Annotated in this window: 18 protein-coding genes and 1 pseudogene; 9 read left to right on the top strand and 10 right to left on the bottom strand. The window is 70.1% G+C overall.

Annotated elements, in window-relative coordinates:
• Window positions 1–6: 6 nt before the first annotated feature.
• The 4 genes and pseudogenes from RV986_RS26755 to RV986_RS26740 form a co-directional block, all read left to right on the top strand.
• A pseudogene (locus RV986_RS26755) lies at window positions 7–222 on the top strand (hypothetical protein); the annotation flags it as partial.
• Entirely contained in the window at window positions 219–1,163 is a 945-nt protein-coding gene (locus RV986_RS26750; protein WP_475919833.1) for a MerR family transcriptional regulator, read from the top strand. The pseudogene RV986_RS26755 and the gene RV986_RS26750, both read left to right, overlap by 4 nt.
• Before the next feature lie 122 nt (window positions 1,164–1,285).
• Complete coding sequence (locus RV986_RS26745) at window positions 1,286–1,834, top strand: RNA 2'-phosphotransferase (protein ID WP_475919832.1); 549 nt, start codon at window positions 1,286–1,288, stop codon at window positions 1,832–1,834.
• Window positions 1,835–1,969: 135 nt separating this feature from the next.
• Window positions 1,970–2,224, top strand: coding sequence for an LLM class flavin-dependent oxidoreductase (locus tag RV986_RS26740; protein ID WP_475919831.1), 255 nt, complete (start codon window positions 1,970–1,972; stop codon window positions 2,222–2,224).
• Between the two features lie 25 nt (window positions 2,225–2,249).
• Here RV986_RS26740 and RV986_RS26735 read toward each other — a convergent pair whose 3' ends face one another.
• Window positions 2,250–2,651, bottom strand: coding sequence for a DNA-binding protein (locus tag RV986_RS26735; protein WP_475919830.1), 402 nt, complete (start codon window positions 2,649–2,651; stop codon window positions 2,250–2,252).
• Window positions 2,648–2,896, bottom strand: a complete 249-nt coding sequence (locus RV986_RS26730; RefSeq protein WP_475919829.1) for a hypothetical protein — start codon at window positions 2,894–2,896, stop codon at window positions 2,648–2,650. Before RV986_RS26730 ends, RV986_RS26735 begins: the two co-directional genes overlap by 4 nt.
• Window positions 2,897–3,202: 306 nt before the next feature.
• Between RV986_RS26730 and RV986_RS26725 the strand changes: the two genes are divergently transcribed.
• Together RV986_RS26725 and RV986_RS26720 are read left to right on the top strand one after the other, a co-directional pair.
• Entirely contained in the window at window positions 3,203–6,097 is a 2,895-nt protein-coding gene (locus tag RV986_RS26725; RefSeq protein ID WP_475919828.1) for a DEAD/DEAH box helicase, read from the top strand.
• Window positions 6,094–7,329: an SWIM zinc finger family protein gene (locus RV986_RS26720; RefSeq protein WP_475919827.1), complete on the top strand. Its 1,236-nt coding sequence runs from the start codon at window positions 6,094–6,096 to the stop codon at window positions 7,327–7,329. The genes RV986_RS26725 and RV986_RS26720 overlap by 4 nt, the downstream gene beginning before the upstream one ends.
• 52 nt (window positions 7,330–7,381) lie before the next feature.
• Here the strand turns inward: RV986_RS26720 and RV986_RS26715 are convergent, their stop codons facing one another.
• From RV986_RS26715 to RV986_RS26705, 3 genes are all read right to left on the bottom strand, one after another.
• Window positions 7,382–9,385 carry a type I restriction-modification system subunit M gene (locus RV986_RS26715; protein ID WP_475919826.1) on the bottom strand — a complete coding sequence of 668 codons (2,004 nt, stop codon included), beginning with the start codon at window positions 9,383–9,385 and terminating at the stop codon, window positions 7,382–7,384.
• Window positions 9,382–9,987, bottom strand: a complete 606-nt coding sequence (locus RV986_RS26710; RefSeq protein WP_475919825.1) for a restriction endonuclease subunit S — start codon at window positions 9,985–9,987, stop codon at window positions 9,382–9,384. The genes RV986_RS26715 and RV986_RS26710 overlap by 4 nt, the downstream gene beginning before the upstream one ends.
• Window positions 9,988–10,114: 127 nt before the next feature.
• On the bottom strand, window positions 10,115–10,330 hold the full coding sequence (locus tag RV986_RS26705; RefSeq protein ID WP_475919824.1) for a hypothetical protein: 216 nt from the start codon (window positions 10,328–10,330) through the stop codon (window positions 10,115–10,117).
• A gap of 290 nt (window positions 10,331–10,620) precedes the next feature.
• On the opposite strand from RV986_RS26705, the gene RV986_RS26700 reads away from it, so the two are divergent.
• Both RV986_RS26700 and RV986_RS26695 read left to right on the top strand, forming a co-directional pair.
• Window positions 10,621–11,523, top strand: a complete 903-nt coding sequence (locus RV986_RS26700) for an LLM class flavin-dependent oxidoreductase (protein ID WP_475919823.1) — start codon at window positions 10,621–10,623, stop codon at window positions 11,521–11,523.
• Between the two features lie 176 nt (window positions 11,524–11,699).
• Complete coding sequence (locus tag RV986_RS26695; RefSeq protein ID WP_475919822.1) at window positions 11,700–12,626, top strand: Cof-type HAD-IIB family hydrolase; 927 nt, start codon at window positions 11,700–11,702, stop codon at window positions 12,624–12,626.
• A 145-nt stretch (window positions 12,627–12,771) separates the two neighbouring features.
• Here the strand turns inward: RV986_RS26695 and RV986_RS26690 are convergent, their stop codons facing one another.
• The 5 genes from RV986_RS26690 to hisC all read right to left on the bottom strand — a co-directional run bounded on the left by RV986_RS26690 (window position 12,772) and on the right by hisC (window position 21,991).
• A complete protein-coding gene (locus RV986_RS26690) occupies window positions 12,772–14,457 on the bottom strand; it encodes a GAF domain-containing sensor histidine kinase (RefSeq protein WP_475919821.1) in 1,686 nt (561 codons plus the stop codon).
• Between the two features lie 69 nt (window positions 14,458–14,526).
• Window positions 14,527–18,036 carry a thiol reductant ABC exporter subunit CydD gene (cydD, locus tag RV986_RS26685; RefSeq protein ID WP_475919820.1) on the bottom strand — a complete coding sequence of 1,170 codons (3,510 nt, stop codon included), beginning with the start codon at window positions 18,034–18,036 and terminating at the stop codon, window positions 14,527–14,529.
• A gap of 117 nt (window positions 18,037–18,153) precedes the next feature.
• Window positions 18,154–19,161: a cytochrome d ubiquinol oxidase subunit II gene (gene cydB / locus RV986_RS26680; protein WP_475919819.1), complete on the bottom strand. Its 1,008-nt coding sequence runs from the start codon at window positions 19,159–19,161 to the stop codon at window positions 18,154–18,156.
• A gap of 20 nt (window positions 19,162–19,181) precedes the next feature.
• Entirely contained in the window at window positions 19,182–20,699 is a 1,518-nt protein-coding gene (locus RV986_RS26675; RefSeq protein ID WP_475919818.1) for a cytochrome ubiquinol oxidase subunit I, read from the bottom strand.
• A 215-nt stretch (window positions 20,700–20,914) separates the two neighbouring features.
• Entirely contained in the window at window positions 20,915–21,991 is a 1,077-nt protein-coding gene (hisC, locus tag RV986_RS26670; RefSeq protein ID WP_475919817.1) for a histidinol-phosphate transaminase, read from the bottom strand.
• A 511-nt stretch (window positions 21,992–22,502) separates the two neighbouring features.
• Here hisC and RV986_RS26665 point away from each other — a divergent pair.
• Entirely contained in the window at window positions 22,503–23,615 is a 1,113-nt protein-coding gene (locus RV986_RS26665) for a LacI family DNA-binding transcriptional regulator (protein WP_475919816.1), read from the top strand.
• Window positions 23,616–23,926: the final 311 nt, after the last annotated feature.

Genomic DNA, 23,926 nt, shown 5'->3' with positions numbered 1-23,926 from the left:
GCCGCCCACAACAGAGCCGTGCACAAAGACCTGTTGCCCACCTGGAAGGAGCCCGGCACGGCCGTACCCCGTCGTCCGCGGCGGTCGTACCATCCCTCGCAGGAGGGCTCGTTGCGCAGGGCTGCCGCGTACCCGGCGCAGTCGACGGCGGCCCGCACGGCGGCGGGGGCGATCGGGCGGCCGGCGCGTAGCGTCCAGGGGAGCGGGAGGCAGGCAGCGTGAACGACGAGCCGGTCGGTGTCGCGTACCGCATCGAGGACCTGGCGCATCACAGCGGCGCCACGGTCCGCACGATCCGCGCCTATCAGGACCGCGGGCTGCTCCCGCGCCCCGAGCGGCGCGGTCGCGCCAATGTGTACGCGGACGCGCATCTGGCCCGGCTCCGGCAGATCGCCGACCTCCTCGACCGCGGCTACACACTGGCCTCGATCAAGGAACTCCTGGAGGCCTGGGACACGGGCCGGGGCCTGGGCGGGATTCTCGGGCTGGTGGCGGAGGTCGACGGACCGTGGACCGACGAGAAGGCGGTACGGATCTCACGGGCCGAGCTGGACGAGCGGTTCGGTGGCGTCCCGGACGACTCGGCGGTCGCGGAGGCCGTGGCGCTCGGTGTGCTGGAGCGCGTCCCCGGCGAGCACGAGGTCTATCTGGTCCCCAGCCCCCAAGAGCTGGCCGTGGCCGTGGAGTTGTACGCGGCGGGGGTTCCGCTGTCCGCGATCTCGGGCCACCTCAGGGAGTTGAGGGGCAAGGTCGAGCACATCGCCTCGCATTTCCTGGAGTTCACGACCGAGCACGTCTTCGGGCGGTATCTCGGCGAGCATCCGCCGAGCGACGCGGTAGCGGCCGAGGCGGCCTCCCTGGTCCGCCGTCTGCGACCGCTCGCGCAGCAGACCGTGGACGCGGAACTGGCCCGCGCCATGCGGCTGTTCGCAGTCCGGCACCTGCATGAACGCCTCAGCTCGGCGCAACCGCGCAGTCGTACGGACGAGACGCGTTCCGTGGAGATACCGCTGGCCACAGCACGGGCCGTGGAGCGGTTGGTTGGCGCGGAGCAGGTCGCGGACTTCGTCGCCGCCGCGGCCGAACGTGAGGTACAGGCAAGGATCTTGGATCGACTCACATCAAATGACCACGATGGAAATATTGTTGACGAAACACCCTGAATCATCGGTGAGTTGTCCACAGCTTCTTCAATTCCCCTGTGGATAACCGTACTTGGCTGTGGATCAAACCTCCGGACCAAAATCAAATGCGTGATCAGCGTCTCGTCAGGCACCCTGACGGGATGGATGAAAGACGCACCGTAAAGGTGTCGAAGTACCTTTCGAAGCATCTGCGACATCAGCCCGAGCGGATCGGGCTCACGCTCGGCGAGGGCGGCTGGGTCGAGATCGACACGCTGATCGCGGCAGCGGCGGCGCACGGCTTCCGGTTCACGCGCGAGGAACTCGACCACGTGGTGGCCACGAACGACAAGCGGCGCTTCGCCGTGGAGGGCACCCGCATCCGTGCCAGCCAGGGCCACTCCGTCGAGGTGGACCTCGGCCTGCCCCCGGCGACTCCGCCGGCGTACCTGTACCACGGGACCGTGGCCCGCAATCTGGACGCGATCCGCGCCGAGGGCCTGAGGCCCATGAACCGGCACGACGTGCACCTCTCGTCCGACCGCGAGACCGCCACCCGTGTCGGCGCCCGCCGCGGCCGGCCCGTCGTGCTCGGCGTGGACGCCGCCGCCATGCACCGCGACGGCCATGTCTTCCGGGTCAGCGCGAACGGGGTGTGGCTCACCGAGGCCGTACCGCCCGGTTACCTGCGGTTCCCCGGCCCGCACTGATCGAAGAACGACGTCGAACTGATCTGAGGACGACCACGCGCTGATCGAAAACCGACCTCGCGCCGATCAAGAGGTACCGGTGGAGTGATCACGGGGTGTCCACGACCACCCCGTGGCTCCGCTTACGCTCGATGCATGAGTCTGCGCCTGAGCACCGTGATCCTGCCGTACGTCCGCTGGCACGAGGGCGGGCGCGCCACCTGGCAACGTGCGGAGCAGCTCGGCTTCCACACCGCGTTCACGTACGACCACCTGTCGTGGCGGACCTTCCGGGACGGCCCCTGGTTCGGTGCCGTACCGACGCTCACCGCGGCGGCCGCCGCCACCGACCAGCTCCGTCTGGGCACCCTCGTGACCTCAGTCAAGCCTTTTTCGCCTATCGCGGCGTGACCTGGGCGGATTCGTTGTCTCCGACTCAGATGCCGATGAGTCGGACGCGGTCACCGCACAGCCGGGTCATGTCATCGACGTCGGACGTCAGCATGGCTACCGGCCCCGGCTGACGCAGTGCCACCTCGGCGACAGTCGCGTCGATCGCGTACCTGTGGCCGTGCAGACCCGCGGCCTTGAGCAGTTCCGCAGACGCTTTCGCCGCATCCTCGGTCACCGGCTCGACCTTGACGCGGGACAGCACCCACCGCAGCCGGGACATGTTCACCCGCGCATGGCCGACTTCCACGATGGTGTTGGCCCCGATGACGAAATCCGCGCCCATGGCATGGAAAACCTGGAACATCGCGAGAATCTTGCGATCCTGTGCGATCCAGGCGGAGAGCCCCTGGGAGTCCAGGACGACGGTCTCGACGTGCTCGTTCACGCAGCGCTCGCCGACCCGCCGGCGTCCGTCGTCCCGAAGATCCTGGAACGCGCCTCCGCCAGCTCCTCCTCGGTGAAGGCTCCGTTCTCCTCCTGGTGGCGCCGCAGGTCGGCGCCGAGCAGCTGGTGCCGCAGCTGACGCGCCACCGCTTCGGCGACATAGCCGGAGACGTTGTCGGTGAGCTTCCTCAGTTCGGCGACCTGCTCGGTCGGCAGCGTCACCGTGATGCGGGTCGTGTCAGCCATGACATCAGCATACTGCGATATGCGCCCCGTGGTCGTCTCGCTCGGCTCACGTCAGCAGGCGGGCGCAGGGTATCGACTGAGGGTGGACCCGAGGATGTGCTCGCCGAAAAGGGACCACCACCCGGCGTCCAGGTTTGAGCGCGGTGGTGCCCGGCCGTCATGATGGGCCTGCCCGGCGTCGACAAGCAGCCGACCGGCGTGTGTACGCCGCGTAGAGCAGGCCCGTACCTGAAAGGTGAGGGCGGGCCCGAGCGTGTCGGGTGGTGAGCGGGGCGCGGTGAGGGCCGCCTGGAAACGATGGGGCGAATGAGCGTGGCACGGGTCGTCGTACGAGAACCACGCACGGGCACGAGAGTCGCGCCGCCGCTGGCCACGCCGGAGGCAACCGCCTTCGCAAGGCGTCTGCTCGACGACGGCTGGGCGGCGGTGTTCCTGCCCGGCGAGCCCGCCCGCCTCGGACGGCTGCTGCTGTGGCAGCCCGTGGGGGCAGCCGTCGGCGACGGCGTGGCGCCCGCGGGCGTCGAGACCGAGTCGGTGGAACTGGTGCTGCCGCACGGCCGGTCGGTCCGGCGGCGCAGGGTGCAGGGCTACGCGCTTCCCATCGCCCTCGCCGTGTCCGCCCTGGCCGGGGCACAGCCGCCGCATCCGTCCGCCGCTGCCTGGCAGGCCGCCGCCCGCTTCGCGCTGCGGCTGCTCGCCGACGGCCGAGTCCACCCGGCCCTCACCCCCGCCGGCTACGACAGCTGGCGGACGGGCCCCTTCACCGCAGCTCAGCGGCAGACGCTGGACGCCCTCGCCGCCGCCTTCCCACCCCATGCCCACTGCCTGCCCGAGCCGGGCTCGGGCCCGCTGCGAATCGCCGAACCGGCCGCGCTGCTACGCCAGTTCTGCGACGCGGTCGCCGACGACCTGGTCCGCACTCCGGCCGCCCCGCTCGCCGTGGGAGCCCTGCCGTATGCCTGGCGCGAGGCGCGTGCCGTGCCTGCCCTGCGTGAGTGGGCCGAGGAGACCGTCGCCGCGTTCACAGCCGAGGTCGGCGTCTCGCTTCGCGTCGACGTACCCGAGGGGCGGCGCCGCCAGTTCCGGGCCGTCCTGCAGTTGCACACCGCGGCGGACCCGGCGCTCGTCGTCGAGGCCGCACGACTGTGGAACGAGCCGACCGAGGTGGAGCGGCTGCTCGGCCCGCGCGCCGAGACCGAGACGCTGCTCGCACTGCGCCGCGGTGCCCGCACATGGCCTCCGCTGCAGCGGCTGCTGAAGGACGCCGCCCCCGACGAGCTCCGGCTGACCGACGACGAAGCCTTCGACCTGCTGGGGGACGCCACCGACGCGCTGCGCGCGGCCGGTATCGACGTGCACTGGCCGCGCGAGCTGGTCAAGGCGCTCACCGCGACCGCGGAGATCGGGCAGCGGACCGCCCCCGGCTCCAGCGCGGGCGGCCTCCTCGACGCCGGCGCACTCCTCGACTTCCGCTGGCAGGTCTCGCTCGGCGGCGAACCGCTCACCGAGGCCGAGATGGACGCCCTCGCCGAGGCCCGCCGCCCTCTCGTCCGGCTGCGTGACCAGTGGGTGGTCGCCGACCCGAAGCTGGTTGCCCGCGCCAGGCGTCGCCGGATGGAACCGCTCACCCCCATGGAGGCGCTGAGCGCCGCGCTGACAGGCGAGGTGGAAAGAGACGGCGAGCCGATCCCCTGTGCGGCGGTCGGCGCGCTCGGCGACCTCGTCGCCCGTATCCGCGATCCCGAGTCACGTACTCCCGCCCCACAGCCCGCCGCGCTCAAGGCCACCTTGCGCGACTACCAGAAGCGGGGCCTGGCCTGGCTGGCCGAGATGTGCGGACTCGGCCTCGGCGGCTGCCTCGCCGACGACATGGGCCTGGGCAAGACCATCACCCTCCTCGCCCTGCATCTGCACCGCCAGACCGACCCCGCCACCGGGGGCCCCACGCTCGTCGTCTGCCCCGCCTCCCTGCTCGGCAACTGGCAGCGCGAGGCGGCCAGGTTCGCGCCCTCCACCCCCGTACGCCGCTACCACGGCGGCGACCGCCACCTCGACGACCTGGCCGGCGACGAGATCGTCCTGGTCACCTACGGGGTGCTGCGCCGCGACCGCGCAGTCCTCGCCGAAACCGCCTGGTCGCTGGTCGCCGCCGACGAGGCCCAGCACGTCAAGAACCCCTACGCCGTCACCGCCCGCGAACTGCGCGCCCTGCCCGCCCGTGCCCGCGTCGCCCTCACCGGCACCCCCGTGGAGAACAACCTCTCCGAACTGTGGGCGCTCCTCGACTGGACCACCCCCGGACTCCTCGGCCCGCTCACCGCCTTCCGCGACCGGCACGCCCGCCCCATCGAGGCCGGCGAGGATCCCGAGGCCGCCGAGCGCCTGTCCCGTCTCGTCCGTCCCTTCCTGCTGCGCCGCAGGAAGTCCGACCCAGGGATCGCACCCGAGTTGCCGGCCAAGACCGAGACCGACCGCGTCGTCGCGCTGACGGCCGAGCAGACCAGTCTGTACGAGGCGGTGGTCCGCGAGACCATGGCGAAGATCTCGGAATCCGAGGGCATCGCCCGCCGCGGCCTGGTGCTCAAGCTGCTGACCGCGCTGAAGCAGATCTGCAACCACCCGGCCCAGTATTTGAGAGAGCACAGCCTGCCCCAGTCCACACCGTTGCACGGCCGCTCCGGCAAACTGGCGCTGCTCGACGAACTGGTCGACACGATCACCGCCGAGGGCGAGTCTGTACTGGTCTTCACCCAGTACAAACAGATGGCAACCCTGCTGGAAAAGCACCTCGCCGAGCGTGGCATCCCCACACTCTTCCTGCACGGTGGCACCCCCGTCGCGCGGCGCGAGGAGATGGTGGAACGCTTCCAGCACGGCGAGGTACCCGTGTTCCTGCTGTCCCTGAAGGCCGCGGGCACCGGGCTCAACCTCACCCGCGCGACCCACGTCGTGCACTACGACCGCTGGTGGAACCCGGCCGTCGAGGACCAGGCCACCGACCGCGCGTACCGCATCGGACAAGACCGGCCCGTCCAGGTGCACAAGCTGATCGCGGAAGGCACTGTGGAGGACAAGGTGGCCAAGCTCCTGGAATCCAAGCGCGCGCTCGCCGACGCCGTCGTCGGCTCGGGTGAGGCCGCCCTGACCGAACTGTCCGACGCCGACCTCGCCGAACTCGTCGCCCTGGGGAGGCAGTCATGAGCCCCTCCGTCCCCGGACCGCGCCGCGCACCGGCTCGCGGCAGGCGCGGCTTCGCCACGACCTGGTGGGGCCAGGCATGGGTTGCGGCCCTGGAGGACTCCACCCTGGACTCCGGGCGTCTGTCCCGCGGACGCACCTACGCCCGGCAGGGCTTGGTCGGCCCGACCACCGTCGCCCCGGGCCAGGTCAAGGCCGCCGTCCAGGGCAGCCGACCGCGCCCGTACCGCTCCTCGGTCCATCTACCCGTCCTCACCGACACCCAATGGGACACCCTGCTCGACACCATCGCGGCCCGTGCCGGGCATCTCGCCGCCCTCCTCGACGGTGATATGCCCGCCGAACTCGTCGACGACGCCCGACAGGCAGGCGTCCCCCTGCTGCCGCAGCCCACCGAACTCGACCCGGCCTGCTCCTGCCCCGACTGGGGACACCCCTGCAAGCACGCCGCCGCGCTCTGCTACGCCATCGCCACCACCATCGACGCCGACCCGTTCGTCCTCTTCGCACTGCGCGGCCGCGGTCGCGAGGAGATCCTCGCCCAGCTGCGCGCACGCCGTACGACAACCCGGGAGACCGCAGGCCCACCGGCCCCGGCCGGCATCCCGGCCGCCGCCGCGTACACCCGCTGGGCCGAACACGCCCCCCATCTGCCCGAACCCCCCGAACCGGCCCCCCACACCGCCGCGCTCCCGGTCACCCCGCCGCCCGTCAGCGGCCTGGTCACCACGGACCTGGAGCGCCTCATGACCGACGCCGCCACCCGCGCCGCGCGGCTCCTCGCGGGCGACACCACCGACCTGCACCTGACCCGGCACCAGGACGCGGTACGGATCGCCGCGAGCGGCCCCGGGCCCGAGTGGTTCCACCGCCTGATCGTGAACACCGGCGCCAAACCGGACGCGTTCGCCCGCCTCACCCGCGCCTGGCGCCACGGCGGCCCCACCGGCCTCACCGTCGCCGAACACCCCCACACCCCCGCCCCGGTGACTATGAAGGCCGCCCGCACCGCCCTGACCGAGGCTCTCGCCGAGATGACCACCGCCCCGGTCCCCCTCAGGGCCTGGCGCAACCGCCTCACCCTCACCGACCACGGCATCCAGCTGCGGCTGGGCCCCGACGCCCGCTGGTACCCCTACTCCCAGGACGACGACGGCGAATGGTGGCCCGCTGCACCGGCCCACACCGACCCCGTCACCGCGCTCACCTCGGTCTGGCAGCCGACCAGGGTGTGACAGCGACGGCGGTTCCACCCCTGGACAGCGGCGCCGGGTCAGGGCAGACCGGTCAGGTGTAACCGAGTTCCTCCAGGCGGGCTCTGAGCCGTGCCGCAGCGGCCTCGCTCTGTCTCTCCAAGTCCGTGAAAGAAGTCCCGTACCGGTCACCCCATGAGCGGTAGACGTCGACCAGTTCCTGTCGCTCCGCGGCAACGAGCTTCTCCACCCGAGAGCAGAGATCGTTGCCAAGGACATCAAGCACTCGTTCGCGTGCCAGGCTCCCAGGAAGATACGAAGGTCGGCCGTCGGCCACCGCCCACCGATCGATCACCCCGGGAAAGCCCCGGAGGTCCAGGCTTCTGAGGTCGTCCTGCCGGTCGGCCCACCATGCCGCGAAGGTGCCGGTCAACTGGTACCGGTCCAGGATCCCGGCCGGCAGGAGCTCCTCGCGGAGGGAAGCCATGAGCCGGGAACGCAACATCAACAGCCTGCTGGTGCCCGCGAGTTCGGCAATACGCGATTCCGCTCCCTGCCACCAGGAACGGCAGTGGTCGATGAAGTCCCTCTCCCGGGCAGCGGCCAGGTCCGGGATACGCGCTGCGGTCGCCTCGCAACCGCAGCCGGGGAAATCGAGGTAGCCGGAACCCTTCGTCATGAACAGGTCGGCGAGGCCGATACCGAAGACCTGGAACTTCCTCATTTCCGCGTCGACTTCGCTTCTTGGCACCCCGCCGAACAGCGCGGCACGGACGTCCAGCGATGGCTCGGCGGGCGGACTGGCGTCGACGTAGCGCCGGATGTTGAGGTTGAAGTCGTTGTCCGCGATCTCGTCCGGAGAGACCACTCGCGAGAAGCCGGGGATGTCCGCCCACTCACGGAAAGCGCCCACGATCTTTTCCACGTTCTGCGGCTCCAGGCGGTTCTGTGACCGCCCCGTGACCACTTCGCGCTCGGCGTTGATGAACAGCACCTGGCCGCGCTGATCCGCCGGTGTTCCGTTCGTGCCCCGCAGCACCAGGATGCAGGCGGGGATGGCCGTGCCGAGGAAGACGTTCGGTCCAATACCGATCACCGCTTCGAGCCGGCCGTCCTCGACGATTCCCTGGCGGATCTCCGCCTCCGCCCCGCCCCGGAACAGCACACCATGCGGGGTGACCACCGCTCCGATCCCGTCCGGACGAAGTGTGGCCAGCACATGCTGGACGTTCATCAGATCGGCCTTCTTGCCCTGCCCGGGTGTCCAGCCGTACATCATCCGCTCCGGATGCCTCATCTCCTTCTCGGAGTAGTTCATCGAGAAGGGAGGATTGGTCAGCACACGGTCGAAGCGCCTGAGGTGCCCGTCCTCCAGAGAGTGGAGTGGGTCGGTCAGTGTGTCCCCGCAGAGCACCGAACTGTCGGTGAGTCCGTGCAGCAGAAGGTTCAACCGGGCCGTGGAGCACGTCGCGGCGTTCTTCTCCTGCCCGAAGAGGGCGAGATGCGCGCCCTCCCCGCCATGCTCGTCGACGTACTGCCCGGCCTGGACGAGCATGCCTCCCGAGCCCGCGAACGGATCGTAGACCGACTGTCCCTCCCGCGGCCGGACCAGGCGCACCATCAGCCGGACCACAGAACGGGGCGTGAAGAACTCCCCGCCCCGTTTCCCGGCACTGTCGGCGAACGCGCCCAGGAGGTGGTCGTAGGCGCGGCCGACCGCATCGCCGAACTCCAGGTCGCCGTCGTCGAGCGGAATACTGTCGAAGTGACCGACCAGTGCCTTCACCTCGGCACGGCTCAGCCTTACGTCGAAGTCGACGGCCTCGAACACACCCTTCAGGACTTCGGGGTTGCTCTGCTCGAGTTCCCACAGAGCCTCGTTCAGTACCCGCCCCGGCGCCTTGCCCTCGTAGTCGACGATCTGGGACCAGCGCGCACGGTCAGGCACCCGAAGGATGCCGGGCTGATCCGAGACCCGCTTGAGGACCAGCATCGCGGAGATGACCTCACGGTACTGCGACGCGTCCATCCTGCCGCGCAGGATGTCGGCAGCGGCGAAGAGGGCCCGCTCCAGTTGACCGACGGTAAACGGACTCATGTGCGCCTCGCTCCCTGGATCAGCTCTCCGAAGATGGCCGGCCGCAGTGCCTCCAGGCGATCGGCCATCTGCCGCTGGATCCTGATCCGGGTGTCGACATCCGCCAGGGCCTCGACGACAGCGTGCTGCCGGTCCAGGGGCGGCACGGTGACCGGCAACTCCTTCAGCATCGCCGAGTTGAGCGAGGGCACCGTACCCGGGATGGACTGGCTCAGCATGACCCGTTGCACGGGCGGATACGACAGATACGACACGAGGTACTCGGGCAGGAGGCGCTCCCGCTGGGGCCTGATGCGCAGACAGGACGAGCCGTAGAACCATGTGGCGTGTTCTGCCTCGATCAGCGCCAGCCGGCCGAGCGCCCCCTGCCGCACGATGAGGATGTCGCCCTCCCGCAGCGAGAACCGGGAGAGGCGTTTCGTCTCGTCCCACGGCACCCGCCGCAGCCGCCGGGTGTCCACTGTGTGGTGGGCGGTGAGATCCGGCGGTGAGATCACGGGCACTCCGTCGGGGCCGTCGTGCAGGCTGTCCAGCAAGGACCCGGACGGACCGGCCGTCACCTCACAAAGGCTCCCGAGCGGGATCTCGTGGTCCCAGATCATGGATACGTCGTCTCCTTTCACGGCTCCTCCGTCTCTCTTCCCGGCACTGCCGCTCTGCCGTGGTCCCGCGCGTGGGTGGCGGGGTGTGGTGCGGGTGCGCACCCGCACCACACCCCGCCACCCACGGTCAGGCGACGCGCATCCAGTACCGCATGGCGGCGCGCGCCAGCTCCTCCACGGCAGCGGCCAGCAGAGCCATGACGACCACGGTCAGCGCCGCCGCACCGTGCCCCACGGCAAAGGCGCCGACCACGGCCACGACGATGATCACTGCGAGCGGCACCACGGCCTTGATGGCCCGAGGCGGGAGGGACCATGCATGATGGGTAATGGCAATCCTCACGAGGATGTCCTTTCTGTCTTCGCACACTGTGCGGGGATGGGTTGAGCCGCACCCCCTGCCGGGCGTCCAAACCATGCAGGGTGGTGCGGCGGTTCACGTACGGCACCACACACGAAGTCCGGGTCAGGCCCGATCCTCGATGACACTGAAGACTCTACACCGCGAAGCTAGCTTCGCAGCATGTCGCGCACCCCAACTGCCCCGCAGAGGTCGGAGAGTTGGTCCGCATCCCCTGACGACGTCACCGCACCCGACGGGGCACCCCGACGGTCTCGCTTATCGTCGGGGGCATGCGTCTGAGCACTGTGATCCTTCCGATCCACCGATGGAACGACGGACAGAAGCTGTGGCAGAGAGCCGAGGACCTGGGCTTCCACACCGCGTTCACCTACGACCACCTGTCCTGGCGCGCCTTCCGGGACGGCCCCTGGTTCGGCGCCGTACCGACCCTGACGGCCGCCGCCACCGTCACCGACCGGCTGCGTCTGGGCACCCTCGTGACCTCGCCGAACTTCCGGCACCCGGTGACCCTCGCCAAGGAACTGATCTCCCTCGACGACATGTCGAACGGCCGGATCACCCTGGGCATCGGCGCGGGCGGCACCGGATTCGACGCCACGGCGCTCTCCAGGAGCGATCAGGAGCCCTGGACCCCGCGCGAGCGCGCCGACCGCTTCGGTGAGTTCGTACCGCTCCTCGACCGCCTGCTCACCGAGGACTCGGTGTCGTACGACGGGGACTTCTACTCGGCGCACGAGGCGCGCAACATCCCCGGCTGCGTCCAGCGCCCCCGACTGCCCTTCGCGGTGGCCGCCACCGGTCCGCGCGGCCTGAAGCTCGCCGCCCGCCACGGGCAGGCCTGGGTGACGACCGGCGACCCCAAGCTGTATGAAACGGGCACCCCCGAGCAGTCGGTTCAGGCCCTACGGGGACAGTCCGAGAAGCTGGCCGCCGCCTGCGCCGCGGTCGGCCGGGACGTCGCGGAGCTCGACAAGATCCTGCTCACCGGTTTCACCCCGGACCGCGGCCGTCCGCTGGAGTCCCTCGACGCGTTCGTCGACTTCGCGGGCCGGCACGCGGAGCTGGGCTTCACCGACATCGTGATCCACTGGCCCATCCCCGACTCGGACTTCGCGGCGGACGAGAAGGTCTTCGAGCGCATCGCCATGGAAGCCCCGGCGCAGCTGGGCTGACGGCCGCGACGGACACGGCTGACGAAGTCGGCAGGGCTGACGGCCGACGCCGTCCCGGGCGGCGAAACGGCGAGTTCCGCAAGGCCGCGAGTCCGCGAGTCCGAGCAGGGCCTGACGGCGTCGGCGAGCGCGGTGACCACTCACATGTGCGGACTCTCGCACGACCGTGCGGGCATATGCGCGAGAATGGCCCGGTGACCTCAGCGACTCGACAGCCCGAGACCCCGGCCTCCCCCAAGCTCTCGACCTCGCTCGAACAGGGAGGTACCCCCATCGTCCCCCCGCGGCTGATCGCCACGGACCTCGACGGCACCCTGCTGCGCGACGACAAGTCGGTGTCCGAGCGCACGGTCGCCGCCCTCGCCGCCGCCGAGGCGGCCGGTATCGAGGTCTTCTTCGTCACCGGCCGCCCGGCCCGCTGGATGGACGTCGTCAGCGACCATGTCCACGGCCACGGCCTGGCGATCTGCGGCAATGGCGCCGCCGTCGTCGACCTGCACGGCGGTCCCGGCGCCCACCGGTTCGTCAAGGTCCGGGAGCTGCCGCGGGCGAACGCGCTCGACGCCGTACGGCTGGTGCGCGAGGCCGCGCCGGGCACTGTGTTCGCCGTCGAGCAGACGTACGGCTTCTACCAGGAGCCCGCGTACCCGAAGCTGCACATGGAGGCTCCCGACACCCTCGCGCCCGCCGAGAAGCTCCTGGCACCGGACGGTCCCGGCGCCGACGAGCCCGTGCTCAAGATCCTCGCCTTCCACCACGAGCTCGACCCCGACGCCTTCCTCACCGCTGCCCGGCTGGCCGTCGGCGACCGGGCCACCATCACCCGCTCCAGCCCCAGCGCGCTGCTGGAGATCAGCGGCCCCGATGTCTCCAAGGCGAGCACGCTCGCGCTGTGCTGCGCCGAGCGCGGTATCTCCCCGGAGGAGGTCGTCGCCTTCGGAGACATGCCGAACGACGTCGAGATGCTCACCTGGGCAGGCATGTCGTACGCGATGGGCAACGCGCACCCCGCCGTGATCGCCGCGGCCTCCGGCCGCACGGTCGCCAACAACGAGGACGGGGTGGCGGTCGTGATCGAGCGGATCATCGCCGAGCGGCTGTAGAACGAGCGCCTGCGGAACGAGCGCCTGCGGAACGAGCGGCCCCAGAAGGAACGGCCGCAGAAGGAGACGGTCACGGAGGCGGGTCCGTTGCGATGCATGTCGGCCTCCGCCGGCCCTGGAGTGCGCTCAGTGTCCCCGTGTGTGCTCAGAGCGGCGCCTGCCACACCACCGTCGTACCGGCGCCGTCCTCACCGAGCCCCGGTCCGTACGAGCTGTCGCCGCCCAGCGACTCGGCGCGCCGTCCGAGGTTCCTGAGGCCGCTGCGCCGACCGCCCTCGGGGATGCCGACGCCGTCGTCCGCGATGGTCAGCCGGACACCCTGCCGCCCGTCGGGCAGCGCGACGGTCGCGTCGACGGTGACATCGATGCGGGACGCCCCGGCGTGCCGGAAGGCGTTGGAGAGGGTCTCGCGCAGGGCCGCGATGAGGTTCTTGCCGGTGAGTTCGCCGACCACCGTGTCCACGGGCCCGACGAAGTGCAGCGTGGGCCTGAAGCCGAGGGGCACGGCGGCCGTGTTGATCTCGCGCAGCACGCAGGTGCGCAGCCCGGACGGCACTTCCGCGGGCCCCTGCTGAAGCGCGAAAACGGCGGTGCGGATCTCCTGAATGGTGACATCGAGTTCGTCGACCGCCTTGCCGACGCCCTCCCGCACCTCGGGCACGGTGGAATTCCGCTGCACGCTCTCCAGCATCATCCCGGTGGCGAACAGCCGTTGGATGACGAGGTCGTGCAGGTCGCGGGCGATCCGGTCGCGGTCCTCGTAGACGGCGAGCCGCTCCCGGTCGCGCTGCGCCTCGGCCATCTTCAACGCGAGCGCCGCGTGCGAGGCGAACTGCGCCGCGAGGACGCGCTCCGTCCCGGTGAACGGGCGACTGCCCCGCGCTCGGGGCGTGACGAGGGCCCCCAGGAGGCGGCCGTCGCTCCGCAGGGGGAGCATCATCGTCGGCCCGTACTCGCGGGCGAAATCAGTGAGTATGGGCGCCTCGGTGGCCGCGTCCTCAAGGACCACGGCCACTCCGTCGAGGAGTTCGGCGACCAGATCGCTCTCCGGCGGGATGACGGCTCCGAGCGCCTCGGACGGGCTGTCCTTGGCGACCGCCGCGACCTCCAGGCCGCCCTCGGCGGCGGGCAGCAGGACGATCCCGGCCGCCGAGCAGGACAGCCGACGGGCGTGTTCGGCGACGACCTGGAGCGCGTCCTCGGCGTCGCCGCCCGCCAGAAGCGCCGTGGTGACGGCCACCGAGCCGTCGATCCACTGCTCGCGCTGCTGGGCGGCCTCGTACAGCCGCACGTTGCCGATCGCGATCCCCGCCTCCGCGGCCAGCACCCGGATCATGTTGAGGTCGTCGTCGTCGAATGAGCCGCCGCCGCGTTTCTCGGCCAGGTACAGATTCCCGAAGATCTCGCCCCGCACGCGGATCGACACCCCCAGGAAGCTGTGCATCGACGGATGGTGTTCGGGGAATCCGCAGGAGCGCCCGTCCTCGGCCAACCGCGCGAGTCGTACCGGCCCCGAATCGTGGATGAGCGCTCCGAGCAGCCCCTTGTGGCCGTCGGGCGGCCGCCCGATCCGCCGGGCGGTCTCCTCGTCGATGCCGTGGAAGACGAAATCCGCGAGTCTCTCGCCGTCCTCCGTCACTACCCCGATGGCCGCGTAGCGCGCATCGGCCAGCTCGGCCGCCGTCTCGCAGATCCGGTCCAGCGTCGAGTGCAGCTCCAGCCCCAACCCGACCGACCGCACCGCCTCCAGCAGCCGTCGTACGTCCGCGCCGCGGCGCGGGCCACCGTCCGGGACGTCGGCCGGGTCGGGCGAAGCGGAAGCTACTGACATGCCTAGAGAGTAATTAGTCCCATTTATTCAGGAAAGTCGGGCCGTTGCCGTTGCCCGGGAAGTCGGGTCCTACCGCGCCACAGCCCCGACCAGCAGATCTCCCGCCGCCTCCCGCTCCACCATCTCCCGCAGCGGCCCCTCCACCACGGACAGCTCGGCGTACGCGCCCCGCTGCACGACCCGCCCCGCCGCCAGCACGATCACCTCGTCCACCGCTTCAAGACCGGCCAGCCGGTGCGTGATCAGCAGCGTCGTACGGCCCTCGGTCGCGGTCAGCAGGTCCGCGGTGAGCGCGTCGGCCGTCGGCAGGTCGAGGTGTTCCGCGGGCTCGTCCAGGACGAGGACGGGGAAGTCGGCGAGCAGCGCGCGGGCGAGTGCCAGCCGCTGGCGCTGACCGCCGGAGAGCCTCGCCCCGTGCTCGCCGATCAGCGTGTCGAGCCCGTCGGGCAGCTCGTCCACCCACTCCAGGAGCCGGGCCCGCGCGAGCGCGTCGCGCAGTTCGGCCTCGGTGGCGTTCTTCCTGGCCAGCAGCAGGTTCTCGCGCACCGTGCTGTCGAAGAGGTGCGCGTCCTGGGCGCAGAGCCCGACCAGCCGCCGCACGTCGTCCCCGTCCATCCCGTACGCGTCCACACCCCCCAGCGTGTACGTCCCCGCGTCCGCATCCGCATCCAGGAAACGCAGCAGCACCTGCGCGAGCGTGGTCTTGCCGGCGCCGGAGGAGCCGACGACGGCGATCCTGTGGCCCTGTTCGAGGGTCAGGTCGAGTCCTGCGAGAGCGTCCCGGTCCTGTCCGGGATGGCGGGCCCGGAGCCCCTCCACACGCAGCGGGAACGGCGACGCGGGCGCCTGCTGCGGCCGCTCCGGTTCGCGTACGGGATCGGGGGCGTCCAGCACCTCGTACACGCGCTCCGCGCTCCTGCGCACCCGCTGCCGGTACTGCACGGCGAGCGGCAGCCCCAGAACGGCCTCGAACGCGGCCAGCGGGGTGAGGACGACCACGGCCATCGCCACGCCGCTCAGCCGCCCCGCGGCGACCGCCTGAGCGCCCACGAGGGCGGTCGCGGCAACGGTCAGCCCGGTCGCCAGCGCGGTGAGCCCGTCACCGAGCGCGGTCGCGGTGGCGGCCCGGGAGGCGATGCGGGTCAGCACGGTGTCGGCCCGCCGCACCTCGGCCGTACGGATGGGCAGCGCGCCCGCGACCGTCAACTCGGCCGTCCCGGTGAGGAGATCGGCGACGCGGGTCGCCAGGGCGCCGCGGGCGGGGGACAGCCGACGCTCCGCCCGGCGCGCCACGGCCCCGGTCAGGAGCGGTACGCCGACACCGGCCGCGAGCAGCCCGGCGGCGAGGGCGGCCCCCGCCTCGGGCAGCAGCCAGGCGGTGAACCCGACGGAGGCCGCGGACACCAGGACCGCCGCACCGGCGGGCAGCAGCCACCGCAGCCAGTAGTCCTGCAGGGCGTCCACGTCGGCGACGAGCCGCGAGAGCAGATCGCCGCGCCTGGTCGTCCGCAGTCCGGCGGGCGCCAGGCGCTCCAGGCGCCGGTAGACGGCGACCCGCGTATCGGCCAGCATCCGCAGCACCGCGTCGTGCGACACGAGCCGCTCCGCGTACCGGAAGACGGCCCGGCCGATCCCGAACGCCCGCGTGGCCGTCACGGCCAGCATCAAATACATCACCGGCGGCTGCTGGGACGCCCGCGAGATGAGCCATCCGGAGGTGGCCATCAGCCCGACCGCGCTCCCGAGCGCGAGGCTCCCGAGGAGGAGGGCGAGCGCGAAACGGCCACTCCTGGGCCCGGCCATGGCGCGGACCCTGCCTAGCACGCCTCCACGCCGCTGAGGGGCCCCGTACGCCGCTTCCGCGCCGACCGCGGGCACATCCCCCGGCTCGACGGGCCGGAGTTCCCTGGCGCCCTCGTTGTGCGCGGAGCCGGCCGCGACGACAGGTGTGCCGGGATCCAACCGCACCACCCGGTCCGCCACCCCCAGCAGCGCGGGCCGGTGCACCACCAGCAGCACGGTCCGCCCGGCGGCGAGCCTGCGCACGGCCGCCACGACCTCCGCCTCCGTCGCCCCGTCCAGCGAAGCCGTCGGCTCGTCGAGCAGCAGCACGGGCCGGTCCGCGAGGAACGCCCGGGCCAGTGCGAGACGTTGACGCTGCCCGGCGGAGAGTCCGGTGCCGTCCTCACCGAGGAGCGTCTCGGCGCCGCCGGGCAGGGCGTCCACGAACTCCAGCGCCCCCGCGTCGGCCAGCGCCCGCCGTACCGCCGCGTCCTCCGCGTCGGGCCGCGCCAGCCGTACGTTCTCGGCGATCGTGCCGGCGTAGAGGTGGGGCCGCTGCGGCACCCAGGCCACCTGGGAACGCCACCGCTCCACATCGGCCTCGGCGAGATCGACTCCCCCGATCCGCACCCGGCCCGCCGCGGGCTCCACAAATCCCAGCAGCACGTTCAGCAGTGTCGACTTGCCCACGCCACTCGGCCCGACGAGGGCCACCGTCTCACCGGGCTCGACCGCGAAGGAGAGCTCGCGGACCGCGTCCCCGGAGCGCCCCGGATAGCGGACCGTCACGCCTTCGAAGGCGATCTCCCCCTCCGGCGCGACAAGCGAGCCACTGGCCGGCACCGGGGTCTCCAGCACCGAGAAGATCTCCTCCGCCGCCGCGAGTCCCTCGGCGGCGGCGTGGTACTGCGCCCCCACCTGGCGCAGCGGCAGATACGCCTCGGGAGCGAGGACGAGGATGACGAGACCCACATACAGATCCATGTCGCCATGGACGAGTCGCATCCCTATGGTCACCGCGACCAGCGCGACCGAGATCGTGGCGAGCAGTTCCAGCGCGAAGGACGACAGGAAGGCGATCCGCAATGTCCGCATGGTCGCCTGGCGGTACTCGCCGGTGATCCGCCGGATCGACTCGGCCTGCGCCTTGGCCCGGCCGAAGACCTTGAGCGTGGGGAGCCCGGCGACCACGTCCAGGAAGTGACCGGAGAGTCGGGACAGCAGCCGCCACTGGCGGTCCATCTGGGATCGCGTGGCCCAGCCGATCAGCGCCATGAAGACCGGGATGAGCGGGAGAGTGACGACGATGATCGCCGCCGACACCCAGTCCTCGGTGACGATCCGAGCAAGCACGGCCAGGGGCACCACGATCGCGAGCCCCAACTGGGGGAGATAGCGCGAGAAGTAGTCGTCGAGCGCGTCCACCCCCCGCGTCGCGAGGGCGACCAGCGACCCTGTCCGCTGCCCGCTCAGCCACCCGGGACCGAGCGCGGTGGCCCGCTCCAGCAACCGTCCCCGCAGCTCCGACTTGACCGCCGCGCTCGCCCGGTGCGCGGCCAGTTCGGTGAGCCAGGCGACAACCGCCCGCCCGACGGCGACCGCGATCAACAAGAGCAGCGGCGTGCGGAGTTCGCCGGCCGAGTGACCGTGCTGGAAGGCGCCGACCACGACTTCGGCGATGAGCATGGCTTGGGCGATGACCAGCGCCGCCCCGGCTGCGCCCAGCCCCACGACCGCCATGAGGAAGAAGCGAGTGGCGCGGGCGTACCGCAGCAGACGCGGATCGATTGGTTTCACGTGAAACACACCCTTGGCTCATCCGGCATGTTTCACGTGAAACATGCCATGAGGGAGAAGTCGTGCCATGAGGTAGGCGCCATGCCTCGGGGGAGAAGTCATGCCATGGGCCAGGAGTCAGTGCGCAACATCCGCGGCGATGTGATGCGTACCGATCCGCTTGCGGAACACCCAGTACGTCCACGACTGATAGAGCAGGACCATCGGCGTGGCAATCCCCGCGCACCAGGTCATGATCTTCAGGGTGTACGGACTCGACGAGGCATTCGTGACCGTCAGACTCCAGTCCTCATTGAGCGAGGACGGCATGACATTCGGGAAGAGCGTCAGGAAGAGCATCGCGACGGCCGCCACGATGGTCAGCCCCGACAGCGCGAACGCCCAGCCCTCGCGCCCCGTCTGGGCCACCGCGATGGCAGCGACAAGGGCGACCACGGCCACGATCATCGCGACGAGGGACTTGGCGTCTCCATTGTCGGCCTGAGTCCAGATCAGGAAGACGAGCGCCAGCACGGCGGTCACGAGCCCGACCCGAAGCGAGAGTTTGCGTGCCCGCTCCCGGATGTCGCCGACCGTCTTGAGCCCGACGAACACGGTCCCGTGGAAGGTGAAGAGCGTCAGCGTGACCAGACCGCCGAGAAGCGCGTACGGGTTGAGGAGGTCACCGAAATTACCCACGTACTCGAAGCTCTTGTCGATCTTCACGCCGCGGGTGATGTTGCCGAAGGCCACACCCCACAGGAACGCGGGGATCACCGAGGTCCAGAAGATCGCCGTCTCCCAGTTGCGCTGCCAGTTCTCCTCGGGCCGCTTCACCCGGTACTCGAAGGCGACACCGCGCACGATCAGGCAGACCAGAATGAGCAGCAGGGGCAGATAGAAGCCGGAGAAGAGCGTGGCGTACCACTCCGGGAAGGCGGCGAAGGTCGCGCCGCCCGCCGAGAGCAGCCACACCTCGTTGCCGTCCCAGACGGGTCCGATGGTGTTGATGAGGACCCGCTTCTCGGTGCGGTTGCGCGCCAGCAGCTTGGTGAGGACACCGACGCCGAAGTCGAAGCCCTCCAGGAAGAAGTAGCCGGTCCACAGGACCGCGATGATGACGAACCAGACGTCGTGGAGTTCCATGACTCAGCAGCTCCCTGGGCCTAGTAGGAGAAGGCCATCGGCTTGTCGGCGTCATGGGAGTCGCCGCCGATCTTGGTGGGTGGGTTGAGGTCGGCCTCGGTGAGCTCCGGCGGTCCCTGCTTGACGTACTTGAGCATCAGCTTCACCTCGATGACGGCGAGGATCGCGTAGATGAGGGTGAACACGATCAGCGAGGTCAGCACCTCGCCCTGCGAGACCCCGGGCGAGACCGCGTCCCTGGTCCTGAGCAGGCCGTACACCACCCAGGGTTGACGCCCCGTCTCGGTGAAGATCCAGCCCCAGGAGATACCGATGAGCGGGAAGATCAAGGTCCACTGGGACAGCCGCCACCACCACACGCCGAGCTTGGGCGTCAGCTCCATGTTCTTGGTGAGCATGAGCTTCGGTACGTCCTCGTCCCCGGTGCGGTGTGCGGGTGCCAGCCAGAGCTTCCGCCTGGTCAGCCAGAGGCCGGCGGCGCACAGGGCCATCGACACCCCGCCGAAGCCGATCATCCAGCGGTACGCCCAGTAGGCGGTGGGGATGTTGGGGCGGTAGTCACCGGGTCCGAACTTCTCCTGCTCGGCCTTGTTGATGTCGTTGATGCCGGGGATCTTGGCGTTGAAGTCGTTCTTGGCGAGGAAGGACAGTATCCCGGGGATCTCGATGGCGACGGTGTTGTGCCCCTTGGCGACATCGCCGTACGCGAAGAGCGAGAAGGGCGCGGGCTGCTCCGAGTCCCACAGGGCTTCGGCGGCCGACATCTTCATCGGCTGCTGCTCGTACATCACCTTGCCGAGGGTGTCGGCGCTGACGACGGTGAGGATCGTGCCGACCAGCGCGGTGATCAGGCCGAGCCGCAGCGACATCCGCATGGTGCGGATGTGCCGCTTCTTGCGGAGGTGGAAGACGGCGATACCGGTCATGAAGGCGCCGCCGACCAGGATGGAGGCACTGATGACGTGCCAGAAGTTGACGAGCGCCGTCTCCTGGAAGAGCACCTTGGGAAAGTCGGTGAGCTCGGCCCGCATCGTGCCGTCCGCCTTCTTCACCAGCCGGTAGCCGACCGGATGCTGCATGAAGGAGTTGGCCGCCATGATGAAGTACGCCGACAGGACGGTGCCGATGGAGACCACCCAGATACAGGCGAGGTGGACCTTCTTCGGCAGCTTGTCCCAGCCGAAGATCCACAGCCCGATGAAGGTGGACTCGAAGAAGAAGGCGATCAGCGCCTCGAAGGCCAGCGGCGCACCGAAGACATCACCGACGAAGCGCGAGTAGTCGGACCAGTTCATACCGAACTGGAACTCCTGCACGATGCCGGTCACGACGCCCATGGCGATATTGATCAGAAACAGCTTTCCCCAGAACTTGGTCGCTCTGAGGTAGTGCTCCTTGCCCGTCCGCACCCAGGCGGTCTCCAGGATCGCCGTGAGGGCGGCGAGCGAGATCGTCAGAGGGACGAAGAGGAAGTGGTAGACGGTGGTGATGCCGAACTGCCAGCGCGCCAGAGTCTCGGGCGCCAAAGCCATTTCCACGTCGTCAGTCTCCTTACGCCGCGATGATTGCAGCGGCAGTTTGCCCCGTTCATGGCGCACATCATGGGACAACCGGGACACGCTTGTGAACGCATTCACATTCACAAGCAATTATGACGCATGCCCGTTCGAGACTGCAGAGGTGGGGGTCCCTAAGCCCGGTTCCGACCGGGCCCTGGCTCAAACAGGTCGGTCGGAACCCTGCCGGGCGCGGACTAGAGCTCCTTGCGGAACCCCTCCGTGGCCTTCAGGAAGATGTCGTTCGCCTCGGTCTCCCCGATCGTCACGCGCACCCCCTCCCCGGCGAAGGGCCGCACGACGACCCCGGCCTGCTCGCAGTGGGCGGCGAAGTCGAGCGTGCGCTCCCCCAGCCTGAGCCACACGAAGTTGGCCTGCGTCTCGGGCACCGTCCAGCCCTGGCCGCGCAGCGACTCGACCACGCGGGCGCGCTCGCACACCAGTGTGCCGACCCGGCCGAGCAGCTCGTCCTCGGCACGCAGCGACGCGACCGCCGCGTCCTGCGCGAGCTGACTGACGCCGAAGGGCACCGCCGTCTTGCGCAGCGCCGCCGCCACCGGCTCGTGGGCGATCGCGAAGCCGACCCGCAGGCCGGCCAGCCCGTACGCCTTGGAAAAGGTGCGCAGCACACAAACGTTGGGCCGGTCACGGTAGATCGCCACGCCGTCCGGCACCTCGATGTCACGGATGAACTCACGGTAGGCCTCGTCCAGGACCACCAGCACATCGCCGGGCACCCGGTCGAGGAACCGCTCCAGCTCGGCCCGGCGCACCACGGTGCCGGTCGGGTTGTTCGGGTTGCAGACGAAGATCAACCGCGTCCTGTCGGTGATCGCGTCGGCCATCGCATCCAGGTCGTGCACCTCGCCGGGTGTCAGCGGCACCTGCACCGGGGTCGCCCCGCTGATCCGCGTGATGATCGGGTACGCCTCGAAGGAGCGCCAGGCGTAGATGACCTCGTCGCCTGGGCCGCTGGTGGCCTGCAGCAGCTGCTGGGCGACGCCGACCGAGCCGGTGCCGGTCGCCAGGTGCGAGAGAGGGACCCCGAAACGATCCGCCAACTCGTTCATCAGGCCCGTGCACGCCATGTCCGGGTAGCGGTTGAACGACCCGGTCGCGGCCGTCACGCTCTCGATCACGCCGGGCAGCGGTGGGTAGGGGTTCTCGTTGGAGGACAGCTTGTACGCCACCGCACCGGCCGCGGCGGGCTTGCCGGGCTTGTAGGTGGGGATACCCTCCAGCTCGGTACGCAGCTTGGGGCTCGTCTCGCTCACCGCAGTCCTCCTCGCGACCACCGCTGGCTCATGACCACCACCGGCTACCAATGCTTCTCACCTTATGAGGATTCGGCGCCGCTGCGAATGGGCTGTGGACAACCACGCGATGCAGCCCGCCCGGGCCGGCGATCGGCCCCGTACCCCCTGGTGATCATCGTCATACTCCCCGATGATCACCCTCGTGCAACCCGGCGGCCATCTCGTACGTACGCGAGGGTCATCCTCGTACGAAGGCGTACGAAATGGGGGGGCGCGCCGCTCAGGAAGACATGCGCCGGTGGCTCACGCCGTGGCGCGCATCGCTCGTCAAGGTGAGTTGAGACCTCTTCGAAACATGGCCCAGTCGGCAGGCCCATGCGTGTCGACAAGTCACGTATTGCCATTGGATCGTTCAACTGACTTTGTTTCAAAGGCAATTGAGTCAATTTGACCTTGCAGAAACGTGCCTGTCAACGAGTGCATATGCGTCCGCACTACCCCACCGCATGAGCCCTACTATCGGCTCGCCATGACAGCAGCAGGGAAGCACCAGGTGAGCCGCGCAGAGACCTCCCGCCGAGGCGGTCGACCGGGCCGGGCGGGTATCAGAGACGTGGCCGCGGCCGCAGGGGTCTCCATCACGACCGTGTCCGATGCCCTCAACGGCAAGGGCCGGCTCCCGGACGCCACCCGACGCCACGTCCGCGAGGTCGCCGACCGGCTGGGCTATCGCCCGTCGGCCGCGGCCCGAACCCTCCGTACCGGCAAATCGGGCCTCATCGGCCTGACCGTGACGACATACGGGGATGAACCTTTCACCTTCACGGAGTTCGCGTACTTCGCGGAGATGGCCAGAGCCGCCACCTCGGCCGCGCTCGCCCGGGGCTACGCCCTGGTCATCCTCCCCGCGACCTCGCGCCACGACGTGTGGTCGAACGTCGCCCTGGACGGAACCGTGGTCATCGACCCGTCCGACCACGACCCGGTCGTCAGCGAGCTCGTCCGCCAGGGTTTACCGGTCGTCTCCGACGGCCGCCCCGCGGGCACGCTCCCGGTCACCGCCTGGGTGGACAACGACCACGAGGCCGCGGTGCTGGGCATCCTCGACCACCTCGCCGACGCCGGCGCCCGCCGGATCGGCCTCCTCACCGGCACTTCCACGGACACCTACACACATCTCTCCACCACCGCGTATCTGCACTGGTGCGAGCGGGTCGGACAGGACCCGGTGTACGAGGCCTACCCCGCCCACGACCCGTGCGCGGGCGCCGTCGCCGCCGACCGGCTGCTGGCCCGGCCCGACCGCCCCGACGCCGTCTACGGCCTCTTCGACCCGAACGGCACCGATCTGCTGGCCGCGGCCCGGCGCTACGGCCTGCGCGTCCCGGACGACCTGCTGCTGGTCTGCTGCAGCGAGTCCACCGTCTACGCCAGCACCGAGCCGCCCATCACCACACTCTCGCTCAAACCCCGCCGGATCGGCACGGCCGTGGTCCAGCTCCTCATCGACGCCATCGAAGGGGTCGAATCGGACCAACCGGTCGAGCAGGTGATACCGACGGAGCTGATCGTGCGGACGTCCTCCGAGCGGCGTCCGCCCCGCACGACGGTCAGCCCGCCCCGGTCACCCGAGAAGGGGTAGTCCGGCATCACCCGGGAAGGGGACGTCCGGCGCCGGCCGGGGAGGAATGTTCGGCGTCGGCGGGGAGAAACGCTCGGAGCCGACGGAGAGGAGTGGTCCGGCGGCCGCCGAGGTTGACGACCATCACACCCGTGGCGGGGCATCCACCAGGGAAAGCCCCGCCCAATTCGGGCGAAAACCGCAGTGAACAGGGCTCCTGCTCCGATTCACCACCCCTGGGTCACCACATGGCGCGATCCGCATTCCTATGATGGGCCCACGACACCGCGGGCCGCTGCGACCAGGCAGTCCGATCCGGTGCAGATGCGGCG

The sequence above is a fragment of the Streptomyces sp. RLA012 genome, assembly GCF_056270325.1.
The sequence above is the reverse complement of the archived record's forward strand: the minus strand, read 5'-3'. Positions and strand labels throughout refer to the sequence as shown.